The sequence below is a fragment of the Emticicia sp. C21 genome (assembly GCF_003418935.1).
Classification (GTDB): Bacteria; Bacteroidota; Bacteroidia; order Cytophagales; family Spirosomataceae; genus Emticicia.
In genome coordinates this window covers 37,410-52,895 of the sequence record NZ_QVMT01000011.1, presented here as the reverse complement: position 1 = coordinate 52,895, position 15,486 = coordinate 37,410, and the positions used below count along the sequence as shown (strand labels likewise).

Here is a 15,486-nt window from a genome sequence, read left to right as displayed (position 1 = left end):
ACAGATAGCTGATTCAGTGCAGAGGGAAAGCATTTTTTTTATTAAAAAGCTATATAAATAAGTATTGTCAAAATTAGTCAAAAAAGCCCTACTTAAGCAAGTGTTTTCATTAAAATTGTAAGGATTTGTTAAACTTTATGAACGGTAAATAACAAGTCATTTGAATTGTTTATTTTTACACCTAAAATAAAGAAGCCATTTATGAAAGCCATTACCGCCTTTTCGCAACATTATACAGGTATTCTGAGTAATAAACTTTTTCAAACAAGCATAAAGTTTATCTTCTTGCTAAATACTATATCTATACTACTTACTTATCTCTTTGATTTTGCTTCCTGCCATTTATGCTATTTGAAACTGGTGATTATTTTTTGCACTAATAGTCTTTTCTGGTTTATTTCATTTCCTTATTTTATTGAAAAAACAGGCAATTTATTTGGTCATTGGCGTAAAATTATTACTCTGGGCATGGCTGCAATCTGTCTGAATCAACTCCTGGTAGTATTAGGATGGGTAAGTATCATTGGTGCTTTTTATGATTGCCTGAGTTTGGATCTTATCCCTCCTATTGTCTTGCAAAACAATATCTTATTTTCAATCCTGAGTTTTTTGTTGGTAGTATCATGTGTGTTTTTTGAAAATGCAAAGAAGAACGCTAACTCAAGTCCATCAATAATCAATAACCCAATCTCCCAAATTGAATCGGTTAATTATCTAAAAAGCGTATCAATTAAAAACGGCACTACTACTACGCTAATTCCTGTTGAGAAAATTTATTGGATTGAAGCGGATGATAATACGATTGAATTCAGAACGCAGCTAGGAAAATTTGTGAGTTATCAATCCCTAAAATCAATAGAAGCACAATTAAACCCTGAAGTATTCGGACGTATTTATCGCTCGACCATCGTCAATAAAACCTATATCAAAAAAATACAGAGCCTATCATCCGGGGATGCCGTTGTGTCTTTAGATAACGGTGAGAATCTGAAAATGAGCAGGCACTATAAAACCCATTTCAATTGTGGGGCGAACTTGTAGTTGTATAAATATAATTGTTGCACATATACTCAAACTATAAACCTCTAGTTAGCTGTCAGTATTGAGCAGCTCACAGCTTTTCTTTTACATTTTAGTTTTACATTTCTCGGTTTTTCTGTTTTATTCTTCCTCATTTCACCCTTTCATTTCCGCAACTTGCCTTGTTACTTTTGTGTGGTTAATAAAAACCCAACTTTTTTGCGACAAAAAACAAAATTATGATTCGCAGAAAAAACTTCCTTTTACTACTTTTATTATTTATTTGTTACCTCACCATCCATGCACAGGATACTACTTATCTGAACAAAGCCCCATTATCCATTCAAAGGTTATCAGGCAAAATTACTTTAGATGGCTCTCCTCATGAAACTGCCTGGACTTATGTCACACCTTTACCTTATATCGCTTTTGAGCCGGTATGGGGTGCACCACCTACGGAGCAAACTGATATTAGGGTGGCCTATGATGACCGTTACATTTATATAGGGGGCAGTTGCTTTACCAAAGATTCTTCAACCATTGTTGCCCGTAATTTAGTAAGGGATGGCTGGCGTGGAGATGATTGGGTGAGCGTACAATTTGATAGCCGCTTTGACAGGCAAAATGCTCTGGTCTTTTCCATTTATCCTTTGGGTAGTCGTTATGATATGGCTACCTCTAATGATGCTATAGAGCTTGGAAACTCAACTTTTAATACGGCCTTGAATATGATTTGGGAAGCCAGAACCACTATTAATAAACAAGGTTGGTTTTTTGAAGCCAGAATTCCACTTTATAATCTGCGTTATAAACAAGATAGAGCCGGCAATGTACAAATGGCAATCAGTTTTACCCGGGCTATTCAGCATAAACAGGAGTACCACCAATTTCCTGCCATGCCAAGAAGCACCGCCGATTATGTTGAAAGGCCATCTGTTAAGCAGCCTGTTTTATTTGAAAAATTGCCGTCTTCTAAGCTTTTCTTGCTAACTCCTTATATTTCAGTCGGACGAGAAAGACAATTTGAACTAAAGAATAATGTTTTTAGTCCAAAAATCAAAAACAGTTTTCAGGTTGGTGGTGATGCCAAGATTGGTATCTCCTCATATCTCACTTTGGATGTATCGGTTAATCCTGATTTTTCGCAGGTTGAAGCCGATAACCAACAAGTAAATTTAACCCGGTTTAGTTTATTTTTTCCTGAGAAACGATTGTTTTTTCAGGAGCAGGCAGGTCTTTTTGAAGTAGGCCTGGGAGGTACAGCACAAGTATTTTATAGCCGACGTATTGGTATTAATAATGGACGTCTTACATCTATTTATGGAGGTGTACGGTTAACCGGTAAATTAGATGCCAAAACCGATATTGGGGTGATCAACATTCAATCGGCGCCAACAAGTATAGACAGCTTGTTAAGGTTGCCGACCGAAAATTTTGGAGTATTGCGCCTCCGTCGCAAAATATTAAATAACCGTAGTTTTATCGGAGCTATCTTAACTTCAAGGGTGAATAGTCTCAATCAGAACTATCAGGTAGGTTTTGATGCCATCATCAATACTAAAGGCAACCACTATTTAAAAACAGCTTTTGCGAATTCTATTGATGTAGTGCCTGGAGAGGCAACTTCACTAAAAGGCAATGCTACCCGTTTTTCTGCTAACTGGGAGTTGCGTAAAACCGACCGTTTCTATTACACAGCAGGGTATACTTATTCGGGTAAGAATTTTGATCCCAAAGTTGGGTTCCTAGACCGTTCTAATTTCCATCACCTGAATAGTGTACTTTCCTATGGCATATTCGCTAAGAATAAAAAGGCAACCTTTCAATATCAGAGCATTACTCTTGGGAGAATATTGTCATATTGGAATGCTGAAAACGGTAAATTGGAAAGTATGGAAACGGGTATTGGTTGGCGCGGTAATACCATTAAAGGTATGCGTTATAGTGCACAACTCGCCAATAGTTTTGAGCATCTAAATACTCCGCTTGATTTCGGGAATGGCTTGGTCATTAAGCCAGGTAGTTATAATGCTCCAGGTTTATGGCTATATATTACACCTCCCATTTACAAAAACTTCAATATGCCTATTACTTTATCAGAGGGATATTTCTATAACGGCAAGCAATTTTATACAAGCCTTAGCCCCACACTCAACTTAGGTAAACACCTGGACATAAAGGCAAATTATAGTTTCACCTACCTTCGCTTTTCCAAAGAAAACGCTTATTATCCTATTCATCTGGCTAAACTTTCGTTCAATTATGCTTTTGATTTGCACTTTTCTGCTAATTTCAATATTCAATACAATAGCAATGAAAAGCGCTTTTTCAATAATGCCAGACTAAGATACAATTTTGCTGATGGGCATGATTTATATCTGGTATGGAATGAGAATTTCTTTTCGGAGCGAAACTATACTAATGAAGCATTAATACGGCCCAGGTCAGAGCAACAGGTATTTTTAGTAAAATACTATTATACTTTTTTACCTTTAAGAAAGTGAAATAGGTTATAAAGCCAAAGATGCAATGGTTCTAATGGCAAATCATTAGAATCCATTACATCTGAGAATAGTATGATAAAACGGTTTAGGCTTAACTTTTTACGTATATTTCAGTATATTTTCCTAAATTGCCTGCTTATCTGACTTATCTATTTATTAAACCATAAATCATGAAAGCCACGCTTATAGGATTACTTGTATTATTCAATTTTCATTTCCTTTTTGGTCAAAGTTCTAAAGCACCTGCTTATCCCCTTATTACACATGACCCTTACTTTAGCATCTGGTCAACTACAGACGAACTAACCGCCTCTCCCACTAAACATTGGTCAGGAGCCGACCATTCACTGCTTGGTATGATTGAGGTTGATGGCACTATTTATCACTTTTTGGGTAAAGCCGGTGATAATTATCAAACGATTATTCCTGCAGGCGATGAAGTGAATTACGAAGCAGCCTATACTGAAACAAATCCGGGTGAGAACTGGATGAATCCTGACCTAAACGATAGTCAATGGAAAAAAGGGCAGGCTCCCTTTGGAAATAACCCGACAATGGCGAAAACTGAATGGAATACAAAAGATATATGGATGCGTAGAAAATTCACCTTGAAAGACTTAAATTTAGATGCACTATATCTGAAACTGAATCATGATGATGATGTAGAAGTATACCTGAACGGTGAAGCAGTATATAAAGTAAAAGGCTGGACAAATAAATACATTTATGTACCAATACCTGAATCTGCCAAAAGTAAACTGAAAACCGGAGAAAATCTATTGGCTGTTCACGTAATCAATAATGTAGGCGGTGCTATCTTGGATGCAGGAGTTGTTGAAAAGATTATTGACAAACCAAATCCAAAACTACAGACGGCAGTTCAGCAATCGGTTAAACTCAATGCCACACAAACCATTTATAATTTTACTTGTGGCAAGGTTGATTTAACGCTTACTTTCACTTCGCCTCTATTGATAAACGATTTAGCCATATTATCCCGTCCGGTTTCATACATAAGTGCTAAGATGAAAGCTACTGATAATCTTTTGCATGATGTAAAATTGTACTTAGGGGCTTCAACTGATATTGCTACCAATACCCCTGCGCAAGAAGTACAAGCAAACCAATATACGGCTAATGGATTGGCCATTTTGAAAGCAGGTACAACCTCCCAAAATATCTTAAAGCTAAAAGGTGATGATGTGCGTATCGACTGGGGTTATATGTACGTAGCCGTGCCTAAAACTGCCGGTGTTATACAATCAATTTCAAATGGCATTGAAACTTCTCACCCATTTAGTTCTGTTGCTAATACCAATTTAGGTGGTAAGCACCTGCTGTTAAACACAATCGTAAATACAGGTAAAGTAAGCAGTGCAGGTAAAGAGCAGATTTTCTTACTAGGATATGACGATATCCAGTCTGTACAATATTTTCATACAAATCTGGTTGCCTGGTGGAAACTGACAAAAGATGCAACAATTGAGGGTCAATTATCACAGGCATTGGCTAGTTATCCAACTATAATCAAAAAATGTGAGGCAGTTAACCGTATGATTTACAATGATGCTTTAAAAGCCGGAGGAGAACAATATGCGCGTCTTTGTGAATTGGCTTATCGCCAGAGCATTGCCGGGCATAAATTGGTAAAAAGTCCATCAGGAGAGCTATTATTCCTGTCAAAAGAGAATTTCAGTAATGGTTCTATAAATACAGTTGACATCACTTATCCATCAGCACCGATGTATCTGGCATACAACCCTGCTTTATTAAAAGGCATGATGAATGGCATTTTTTATTATAGTGAAAGTGGTAAATGGCCAAAACCTTTTGCAGCGCATGATTTAGGAACTTATCCTCAGGCTAATGGACAAACTTACGGTGAAGATATGCCTGTGGAAGAATCTGGCAATATGCTTATTCTGACAGCAGCGATTGCCAAAATTGAAGGCAACGCTCTATATGCCAAAAAATATTGGAAAACACTTTCAGTCTGGGCTGATTATCTTAGCAAAGAAGGTTTTGATCCAGCCTTACAATTATGTACTGACGATTTTGCGGGACATTTAGCCCGAAACTGTAATCTTTCAGTAAAAGCCATTGTAGCCTTAGGTGGATATGCGCAATTAGCTGAGCAACTTGGCTATAAGGATACTGCAGAAAAATATCGTAGTATGGCAAAAGAAATGTCAAAAAAATGGATGGAATTAGCAGATGATGGCGATCATTACGCCTTAACCTTCAACGACAAAGGTACCTGGAGCCAGAAATATAATCTGGTGTGGGATAAGCTATTAAAAATGAATTTATTCCCGAAAGAAGTATATCAGAAAGAAATAGCTTATTACCTGAAAAAACAAAACCTTTACGGCTTGCCATTAGATAGTCGTAAAACCTATACCAAATCTGATTGGATTATCTGGACATCAGTATTAGCCAATACAACTCAGGATTTTGATGCCATTGTAAGTCCTATGTTCAAATATGTGACAGAAACCTCTACCCGTGTGCCATTAAGTGACTGGCACGAAACTACTACTGGCAAACAGGTGGGTTTTCAGGCAAGAAGTGTAGTGGGAGGATATTTTATGAAAGTATTGGAAAATAAATTGAAAGGAAAATAATTAAATTATATTCTGACTTTTAAGGGTAATATTCTTGGTTACTACCAAAGTATTACCCTTATTGTTTTATTGACAATGACAAATGACTTGTTCCTTTTTAGAAAATTGCGAATCTTACAAAGCCAAATAAAGATTCCACCAAATGCAACTTCTATAGTTACCCACTGTCTTTTAATCGCTATTATTCCTCTCAATATGTTTAAAAATCCACCTTTTAACATAATTTAATAGCGCGATGCCTTCAAATTCCTATACCTTTGCAAGCAACTAATACGTATGATTAATCTTTATGAAAAAGCTATTATTACTGATTTTAACCTTTGCTGGTTATACTTCTCTCTATGCCCAGATTATACCAAAGCGGCTGGAAGCTAAACGCACCAATAAATCTGTGTTAATAGATGGACGCCTAAATGAACCCGCCTGGCAAGATGCTTCTCTATTAGATGATTATACAGAATTTCGTCCGGTTATAGGCCGAAAAGAAGATCATGACAACCGAACTGAAACTTACTTAATGTATGATGATGCCGGCATATATTTCGGTGGAACCTGCTATGAAAGAAGTCTTGATAGTATTTCAAAAGAGTTAGTAGGTCGCGATGGATTTGGCGCTAACGATTACATCGGTATTATTTTTGACACCTATAATGACAAGCTGAATGGTTTCGAATACTTTATCACCCCCTTAGGTGAGCAATGGGATGCCAAAATGACATCGAACACCAATAGCGAGGATGGCGGTGAGGATTTTAGCTGGAATGCTGTCTGGAAAAGCGCTGTAGTTATTCATGATAAAGGCTGGTCATTCGAAATTTTTCTCCCCTACTCTGCCATTCGTTTCAGTAAGGATAAAGTACAGGATTGGGGTATTAATGTAACCCGCAGAAGACGCAAAACTGAACAGCAAAATACCTGGAGTGCCATCGACCCGAATGTAAACGGTTTTCTAACGCAAGAGGGATTATGGACAGGTATATCTGACATAAAACCTCCTATCCGTCTACAATTGTCTCCTTATTTCTCTGTTTACGCTAATCATTTTCCAGTGAATCAGGCTGCCCAAAAGAACTGGACAAACCAGGTTTCCGGTGGCTTGGATATGAAATTGGGGCTTAGCCAAGCCTTTACATTAGACGCTACCTTGATTCCAGATTTTGGACAGGTTCAGAGTGATAACCGCGTGTTAAACCTGACACCTTTTGAGGTTAAGTACAATGAGTACCGCAATTTCTTTACCGAAGGCACAGAGTTATTCAATAAAGGAAATCTGTTTTATTCAAGGCGAATTGGTGGCTCTCATATTAATCTGGGGGCAGCTTATAACGACTTAAAGCCCGAAGAAAGAGTAATCAAGAACCCGACCGAATCGAAACTCATTAATGCCTCCAAAGTGTCAGGGCGTATGAAAGGCGGCTTAGGGATAGGGATTCTGAATGCAATTACCCGCCCACAATATGCTATTATTGAGAATACCGAAACAGGAGTAATAAGAAAGGTTGAAACAGACCCGACTACCAACTATAATATTCTGGTGTTAGATCAGACCTTGAAGCACAATTCGAGTGTGAGTTTTATAAACACAAGCGTATTAAGGGGTAATAATAACTACAATGCTAACGTGAGTTCAGGCTTGTTTAGCTTCTTCGACAAAAAAAACACCTATAACTGGACAGGTAGCGTAGCCATAAGCAACCTGACTTATAAGATACCTGATAAAAAACATACCACGGGTTATAGTCACTCTTTTGGCTTTGCTAAGACCAGTGGTCGGTTTAATTTTAGTATTAACCAGAATCTGACTGATACCAAATATACCAGTAATGACCTGGGCTATTTCACGAATAATAATTTTATTGACCATACCCTTTATGTCGGTTATCGTTATACTGAGCCTAAAAAGTGGTACAACCGATTATCTTATAATTTCAATGCAAATATAAGTTCATTGTTTTCACCGATTGGAGATATTAAATCGAAATATCAACAATCTAATATTAACGTGAACATGAATGCGCAGATGAAGAAACTGCATTGGTTTGGGATATTTGCCAATTTCACACCTAAACAAAATGATTTCTATGAACCGCGTATTACAGGCAATTTCTTTAAACGTGGTACAAGCATAATGGCAGGTGGCTGGATAGAAAGTAATTATGCCAAAAAGTATTCGATCAATGTACAAGTAGCTGAAAGAGTTTTCCTGAACTTTTATAACCTGAACGGAACGGATGTATTTTTCTCTCATCAATACCGTTTTAACAGTAAGTTTTCAATCAGACATTCTGTTGATTATCAAGGTCGGCCAACCGGCTTAGGTTTTACTACTATTCTTGCTAACTCAAACACCCCATTATTTGCCATAAGAACAGTAAACTCGGTAGACCACATTTTAAACTTGAAATATAACTTTACCAATAAAATGGGGCTTACTTTCAGAGCCAGGCACTATGCAAGTGTAGTGAAACCGCGAGAGTTCTTTACTTTAAATAGTGATGGTACGCTAAAGCCTAAAAATGATATAACAGAAAATCTTAGCCGGAACGTAAATTTCTTTAATATTGATATGGTGTACACCTGGCAATTTGCACCGGGCAGTTTCCTGAATGTGGTATGGAAAGAAGCCAGTATCATGGACTCCAATATGGCTACAAACAATTATTTAGATAATTTGCAGAATACACTTCAAACCGAGCAGAATAATAATTTCTCGCTTAAGGTAATTTACTTCTTAGATTATTTGCAGTTGAAACAATTGAAGAGAAAAAGTTAAGGTTTTGATGGGTGGAAACGTAATAATTATGTTTCCACCGATTTCTTTGCGGAGGCGATTTTCTATTTCCTGATCCCTACGTCCATACCCGCTTTGAAGAGTTTTTGAGGTGGTTTGGTTTTGATAAATTTAGGCATCTGAAAACCTACCTGAAAACGTAAACCCATCTTCTTTTTATCCTTGTCAGTAGGATCATGGGCGTTTTCTTCTACGTTGGTAATTGATAATCTGAAACCAAAACCCAGAAAATTAGTCATCTCATCTTTCAGTTCATCGTCAGTTTCTTTATTTTCCTTGACACTTTTGGCATCATAATTAATTTTCTCTGCTACCAGAAATTTCTTTTTTTGCTCCTGCGCACTTAAGGTCCCTCCTATCAGCAACAGCGTTATCAGTAAAGCAAGCTTTTTCATTCTATTATCTGGACTTAGATATTCCCCTTAGCGATAAGACAAGTTCTACCGCTAAAATCGTATTTAAACTTTAACAAATTTAAGCCTGCATTTTAGACAAACAAAAAATGCCTGTCCTTTTTTGAGATAAAATAGACAGGCATAACTTTATTAGTGATAAAATGTAAAAATCAATGGTGGATTGGCATCAATAATTTTGACTAAAAGTGTACTTTCTTCCACACAATGATAGGTTTCTCTTCATTCATTCTTTTTTCGTAAGCTACCAGAACGCTATTTCTATATAGACTAATGCTAGGATAACTGCAATCAGCCAAAGGTTCAGATAAATAAATGGTACTTATTTTAGCACCCAACTTTCGTAGCGCAATAGCATGAAAATATTCCTCGCCCTTATGCTTGGCTTCTGCATAAGTCAGAAAAGTTTCACCAGCTTTGGTAGTAGTAATTTGCGGTTGCTTTACTTTTTCTGATATTTCGGCGTTCACAATCTTGCCACTGGATACATCGCAAACCTTGATACCTGATGCCTTTTCTTTGCCTGTGTACCAACTTATCAAAACACCTTTAGAAGTTAGTGTAGCCGATAACCCTGAATGCGGACAATAAAAAAAGACAAGGCAATGCCTTGTCTCTATTCAGAATGTTTTATACTCATTACATTGTCTATTCAATATAATCCATTTCCTTAGTAAACGTCTCATCAATATTCCAAAGGGCTATTAAAGCTACTGCCGAGGTACATACACCTATTACTAAGGCAGCATACATAATTCCCATATCAGGTTTCAGGGCTTTGAAAATAGCCAATAACGGTATAGTTGCGCCACGTACAAAATTAGGAGCAGTTGTGGCGACTGTAGCCCTTAGGTTTGTACCAAATAATTCGGCCGCAATGGTAATGAAAAGTGTCCAATAACCGTTGCAGAAACCTAAGAAAGCGCAAATGATATAGAAGCTGTAGCTACTGCTTACCGGGATAAGCAGATAAACTAAAACGAAGGCAAGAGAGAGTAAAATAAACAGTAAAATTACTTTTTTGCGGCTTTGCATATACTGGCTTAAAAAGCCACTGGCAATGTCGCCGAATACTTGTCCGGTGAAAGTTAGCATAACGGCTTTACCAGCATTGATAGGTTCTACAATTCCGGCTGCTTTAGCAAATTCGGGTGAGAACGTAATAAGGATACCTACCACAAACCAGATAGGCAATCCTACCAATATCGACATCAGGTATTTAACGAAACGGGTTTTATTATTGAAAAGCATTAATAAGTTCCCTCGCGAAACATGCTTATTTTTGGCATCAACGAATATTTTTGATTCAAAGATATTGATACGCATAATCAATAGTAATAATCCCATACCCCCACCTACATAATAGGAAACACGCCAGGCAAAAAGTTCAGCCACAAAATAGGCAGCAATAGCACCGACTAAACCTAAAGTAGCAACAATAGTAGTACCATAACCTCTGATTTGCCTTGGTAAGATTTCCGTTACGAGTGTAACACCTGCCCCTAATTCACCTGCCAGACCTACTCCGGCAATGAATCTGCAAATAGCGTATTGAGGAATAGTATCAACAAAACCATTGGCGATATTAGCCAAAGAATAAATAATAATAGAGCCAAAAAGTACCGATAGACGGCCTCTTTTATCACCCATTACTCCCCAGATGATACCACCAATAAGCATTCCGGCCATCTGGACATTTAAGAGTTTAGCACCTTCTTCAAATAATTGTTCACCTTCAAAACCTAATTCTTTCAGGCTGGGGACTCGTACCACATTAAAAAGAAAAAGGTCGTACATATCTACCAGATAGCCGAGAGCGGCTACCAGTACTGGTAATTGAAGGAGTTGTTTAAGGGTATTTTGCTGATTAGACGTAGTATTGGTCATGAATAGGTTTTGTATAGGGTTGAAATTTAGATTAGTTATAAGGCCATTAAATTACCTTTGAGTATTTTAACGGCCATACAACCACCTCTCCAAAAAACAGACAACTCTCGTTGCCTGTTTTTTGGTACTCCTCCTTAAAAAGGAGCGGACACCGCGTGGGAGAAATTAAAAGAATTACTAATTACACCTTATTAGGAATCAGATAAGGTGCGCGGTATTTGCGGCTTAACATAGCATTCGCTTCTTTGTCACCTGGGAATGTTTCAGTTTTAGGGTCGAACTTCAATGTTCTGCCTAAACGATAAGCGATATTTCCTAAGTGAGCAATGCTTGCGGCTAAATGTCCTGTTTCGATTGGTCCATTCAATAGTGCCTTGTTTTTCGCTCTTACTGCGTCCACAAAGTTTTTATAGTGGTCACCGCCTGCATTTCTTGCAGGGCCAGGTTCGCGGTTTTTACCTAAATAAGTCTTATAATCACTGTACCCGTTAATAACCATATAACCTTTATCGCCGTAGAAGATATTTCCAACTTCTACCCCATCCTCTTTATTAGTCATCCATGGGCGAACCTCAAACTGAATCACCTTACCTTGTTTAGGATAATTATAGGTTGAGGTCAATACTTCAGGTGTTTCTTTACAATCATTCCACAAATATTTGCCACCTGCAGAGGTAATTTCTTCAGGCAAGCCTACATCTAAGCCCCACATACAAAGGTCTGTTTCGTGGATACCCTGGTTACCGATATCACCATTGCCGTAATCCCAGAACCAATGCCAGTTATAATGTACATAGTTTTTGCTGAACTCTCTGGCTTGCGCAGGGCCTTGCCATAAATCCCAGTTTAAGCCTGCAGGTACTGGAGATGGTCCTTGATTACCAATGTCAGGTCTCCATTTATAAACCGTACCACGTGCCATATATACTTTTCCGATAAGACCGTCTCTTAGATGCTTAATTGCTTCCTGAATACCCTCAGAACTTCTTAATTGCACGCCATGTTGCACAATACGGTTATATTTAGTAGCTGCTTCCACCAACTTGCGACCTTCGTAAAGATTATGGCAGGCAGGTTTTTCTACATACACATCTTTTCCGGCCTGACAAGCCCAGATTGCGGCTAATGCATGCCAATGATTTGGTGTGGCTATACTTACAGCATCAATGGTTTTGTCTTCGTAAACTTTTCTTAAATCCTGCTCGGTCTGCACTTTCTTTGCGTATTTTTTCTCAAAATCAGTAGCTCTTTCCTGCAATACTACATTATCAACATCGCATAGCGTGGCTACTTCAACATTTGCTTGCTTCATAAAGCCTGAAATATGGTCTTTTCCACGACCATTGATACCGATAACAGCCACTCGCAATCTATCATTGGCTCCGAAAGCAGTGGAAGGAATGATGGTTGGAATAGACATGACTGCCAACGAACCGGGAAGGGCCGTTTTGAGCATGTCTCGTCTGGAGAATTTTTTCATAGTATAAAAAGTTAAAAGGTTGAAATTTAAATCTATTGAGTGATTTAGTGAATGAGCGATTGAGTGATTGTTTTTGTCTGAACTTTGATTTAGCTGATTCTATGATTACACTGGTTTTGAATCATATCTCTAAGCAAATGCTGGTTTCGCATCGAAGCATTTTTCATAAAATCATATCAATCAGGTAAATCATAGTTCAAGAATAATCACTCATTCACTAAATCATACAATCACTAAATTATTCTCAAAGCCTCCCCAACGTCATACCCCCATCCACCATTATCACCTGTCCCGTTGAGTAAGGAAAATCGCCTTTAGCTAATGCTGCTACTGCTTTGCCTATATCTTCCGGAAAACCCCAGCGTTTTTGCACGCAAAGGCCATTTTCAATAAGTTGGTCATATTTGGCAGTAACACCTGCAGTCATATCTGTTTTAATTACTCCCGGGCGGACCTCATATACAGGAATATTAAATTCGCCCAGGCGAACCGCAAACAATTGAGTTGCCATACTTAATCCTGCTTTCGACAGACAATATTCCCCACGATTCACAGAGGCTATAGTCGCTGAAATAGACGAAACATTAATAATACAACTATGAAAGGTTAAATCATTGTTTCGTTGCTCAATCATCCAGTTAGCCACTGCCTGTGTTAAGAAGTAAGTTCCTTTCAGATTGGTTGAAATCACATAATCAAAGCTTTCTTCGGTAGCATCCAGAATATCATTTCTCTGCTTGGGTGCTACTCCGGCATTATTTACTAATACGTGTAAATGCCCGAAATGAGCCCTTATTTTTTCGAGCATTGCTTTGCGATCTTCAGTAGAAGCGATATCTCCCTGACAATAAATTACCTCTGCACCCAATCTCCCCAAATCAATCAGCACATCTTTCACAGCATCTTCTGAACGCATGCCATTAATGGCCAGATTGAAACCTGCCTTTGCCAGATGCTCAGCTATACCCAGACCTATACCTCTGCTACCACCTGTGATGAATGCTACTTTTTTCACTGCTGTTCTTTGATTAGTTTATTTATTGATATAGTTTGATATATAAATCTCGGTTTTGTAAATGATTGCATTATCTGATTTATTTGATACTAAATACAAATAATCGTCTAAGACTAGTAATCTGTTAGGGTTCATATAAAACCTTTCAACAGAAATAATTTTCTTCTCAATTAATTTAATTTCTGCGTTGAATATGTATAAATGGTTAATTTGGTCAGATATAAAAAGAGCCAGAATAAGACTTTTTTCAATAATAATATCTTGAAGAGCGCGAGGATTTTTAAAATCTTTTACCACAAAAAAATCTTCAAAAATACGCTCTCCAAATCTTGTCACCTTTAATACCCTGAATTGTATATTGTTTTCATTCAATTCCTCTTCACCATAGTTTAAAATACCCATACTCTCAGTATTTTCATCATAGAAAATCTCTGTTTTTCCAAATCTGATAGAGTCTGGTTCATCAGGTTTTCTTCTTCTCAATGTCCTATCAGCAATTTTAAAATAAACATAGGTACTAAAAAAAGCATTTAATGTCATATTCATGATAAGGAGATAATCCCCACCTATCATTATCCTATCTTTAATAAATATTGCCTTGAGTGGTCTAGTACTTCTGAACATATGATCTGCTTGAACTAATACACTAAACCAATGATTGATTTTTGCTGATAAACCAACAGGCACTGAAAGACTTACATCATTTAAATAAGATTTGGTAATTCTTTTTCTCTTTATGACAATCTTATTTTTATCTAAATCATATTTAATGATATTATTGCTTTCATAACTATTATAAACGATTATTAAACAATTATCAATCAGTAAAGAACAAAAATCCCCGGTCTCCTGTAAATTATCTTCTAATTCAGTTTGAAATATTTCTTTTCCCTCATTGCTAAAAGCAAATAGTCTTATACTACCTTTGCCACTTTCAACTCTCCCCGTTTTTATACTTCCATCACTAAATTCGAATTCCTTAGTTATTATACTTCTGATTTTCATTAGGCCAAAATACCTTTCATTGTAATTATGGAAAGATTTAAAGCATAAATAATCATCTGTATTGAAATTAAATTCAAAATCTATTTTTTTCGTTAATTGCTTATTTACAAGGGTTAAGTCAATTCTACTATTATTTGAAGAGTAGCTCTCTAAAATAATTTCATTGTTTAATGAATAAATTTTAGGGGAGGGTGTATTTTCAACAATTAAACGAAAACAATTTTTCTTCCTGAATCTTTTAAGTACAGTATTTGAATTATTAAAAATATTTTCCTCTAAAACATAGTCGACAAAATCTCTTACCCTAGAAAAGCTATCATAAAACATAGTCTCCACTTCCTGAGTATATGTCTCAAAGAAATGATATACATGTCTAATACCATTAGATTCTTTCAATAAGGTTTCATTGGTATACGTTTCATCTTCCGCAAAATCAAATTCACATACTTTCAAATCCTCATTTACCTTAAGCTTCGCATGCAAATAAGGTCTTGGCATTGGCAAATGAGGATATTCCTTTATTTCATTGAGTATTACCAAAGCACCAGCGTCAGAGAAATAAATAAAGATATAATCCTTACTTATAGGATTTACCAAAGTTTCATTTAATAATGACAGCCCTTCATACTCAATCGTATAACCTAAGATATTTTCTATTTCAGATAAACTATCCTGCTTTTCAGTTTTAATTATTAAACCAGCAAAATTCAACATAACTAAAAATTAAACTACTTTATTCGATGCTAA

At 36.9% G+C, this 15,486-nt stretch carries 10 protein-coding genes; 4 read left to right on the top strand and 6 right to left on the bottom strand.

The window, feature by feature from the left end; genetic code table 11:
- The first annotated feature begins 201 nt into the window (after positions 1-201).
- The 4 genes from D0T08_RS21200 (at position 202) to D0T08_RS21180 (ending at position 8,921) form a co-directional block, all read left to right on the top strand.
- Positions 202-1,041, top strand: a complete 840-nt coding sequence (locus D0T08_RS21200) for a LytTR family DNA-binding domain-containing protein (RefSeq protein ID WP_116984692.1) — start codon at positions 202-204, stop codon at positions 1,039-1,041.
- A gap of 218 nt (positions 1,042-1,259) precedes the next feature.
- Positions 1,260-3,524 (top strand): DUF5916 domain-containing protein, encoded by a 2,265-nt coding sequence (locus D0T08_RS21195; protein WP_116984691.1) that lies wholly within the window; start codon positions 1,260-1,262, stop codon positions 3,522-3,524.
- Positions 3,525-3,694: 170 nt separating this feature from the next.
- Complete coding sequence (locus D0T08_RS21190; RefSeq protein WP_116984690.1) at positions 3,695-6,148, top strand: glutaminase family protein; 2,454 nt, start codon at positions 3,695-3,697, stop codon at positions 6,146-6,148.
- A 289-nt stretch (positions 6,149-6,437) separates the two neighbouring features.
- Positions 6,438-8,921: a DUF5916 domain-containing protein gene (locus D0T08_RS21180; RefSeq protein ID WP_199538199.1), complete on the top strand. Its 2,484-nt coding sequence runs from the start codon at positions 6,438-6,440 to the stop codon at positions 8,919-8,921.
- 62 nt (positions 8,922-8,983) lie between these two features.
- Here the strand turns inward: D0T08_RS21180 and D0T08_RS21175 are convergent, their stop codons facing one another.
- From D0T08_RS21175 to D0T08_RS21150, 6 genes are all read right to left on the bottom strand, one after another.
- A complete protein-coding gene (locus D0T08_RS21175) occupies positions 8,984-9,334 on the bottom strand; it encodes a hypothetical protein (RefSeq protein WP_116984688.1) in 351 nt (116 codons plus the stop codon).
- Between the two features lie 200 nt (positions 9,335-9,534).
- Positions 9,535-9,894, bottom strand: coding sequence for a hypothetical protein (locus D0T08_RS21170; protein WP_147322825.1), 360 nt, complete (start codon positions 9,892-9,894; stop codon positions 9,535-9,537).
- 106 nt (positions 9,895-10,000) lie between these two features.
- On the bottom strand, positions 10,001-11,239 hold the full coding sequence (locus D0T08_RS21165; protein WP_116984686.1) for an MFS transporter: 1,239 nt from the start codon (positions 11,237-11,239) through the stop codon (positions 10,001-10,003).
- Positions 11,240-11,420: 181 nt separating this feature from the next.
- Entirely contained in the window at positions 11,421-12,719 is a 1,299-nt protein-coding gene (locus D0T08_RS21160; protein WP_116984685.1) for a Gfo/Idh/MocA family protein, read from the bottom strand.
- 244 nt (positions 12,720-12,963) lie between these two features.
- Positions 12,964-13,734 (bottom strand): 3-ketoacyl-ACP reductase, encoded by a 771-nt coding sequence (locus D0T08_RS21155; protein ID WP_116984684.1) that lies wholly within the window; start codon positions 13,732-13,734, stop codon positions 12,964-12,966.
- Positions 13,735-13,752: 18 nt separating this feature from the next.
- Entirely contained in the window at positions 13,753-15,453 is a 1,701-nt protein-coding gene (locus D0T08_RS21150) for a hypothetical protein (protein WP_116984683.1), read from the bottom strand.
- Positions 15,454-15,486 lie beyond the last annotated feature (33 nt).

What these genes read in the sequence shown, in the direction of transcription:
- D0T08_RS21165 (WP_116984686.1), bottom strand. Translation starts at nt 11,239, where the DNA reads ATGACCAATACTACGTCTAATCAGCAAAATACCCTTAAACAACTCCTT.
- D0T08_RS21195 (WP_116984691.1), top strand. Translation starts at nt 1,260, where the DNA reads ATGATTCGCAGAAAAAACTTCCTTTTACTACTTTTATTATTTATTTGT.
- D0T08_RS21150 (WP_116984683.1), bottom strand. Translation starts at nt 15,453, where the DNA reads ATGTTGAATTTTGCTGGTTTAATAATTAAAACTGAAAAGCAGGATAGT.
- D0T08_RS21175 (WP_116984688.1), bottom strand. Translation starts at nt 9,334, where the DNA reads ATGAAAAAGCTTGCTTTACTGATAACGCTGTTGCTGATAGGAGGGACC.
- D0T08_RS21190 (WP_116984690.1), top strand. Translation starts at nt 3,695, where the DNA reads ATGAAAGCCACGCTTATAGGATTACTTGTATTATTCAATTTTCATTTC.
- D0T08_RS21200 (WP_116984692.1), top strand. Translation starts at nt 202, where the DNA reads ATGAAAGCCATTACCGCCTTTTCGCAACATTATACAGGTATTCTGAGT.
- D0T08_RS21180 (WP_199538199.1), top strand. Translation starts at nt 6,438, where the DNA reads ATGAAAAAGCTATTATTACTGATTTTAACCTTTGCTGGTTATACTTCT.
- D0T08_RS21160 (WP_116984685.1), bottom strand. Translation starts at nt 12,719, where the DNA reads ATGAAAAAATTCTCCAGACGAGACATGCTCAAAACGGCCCTTCCCGGT.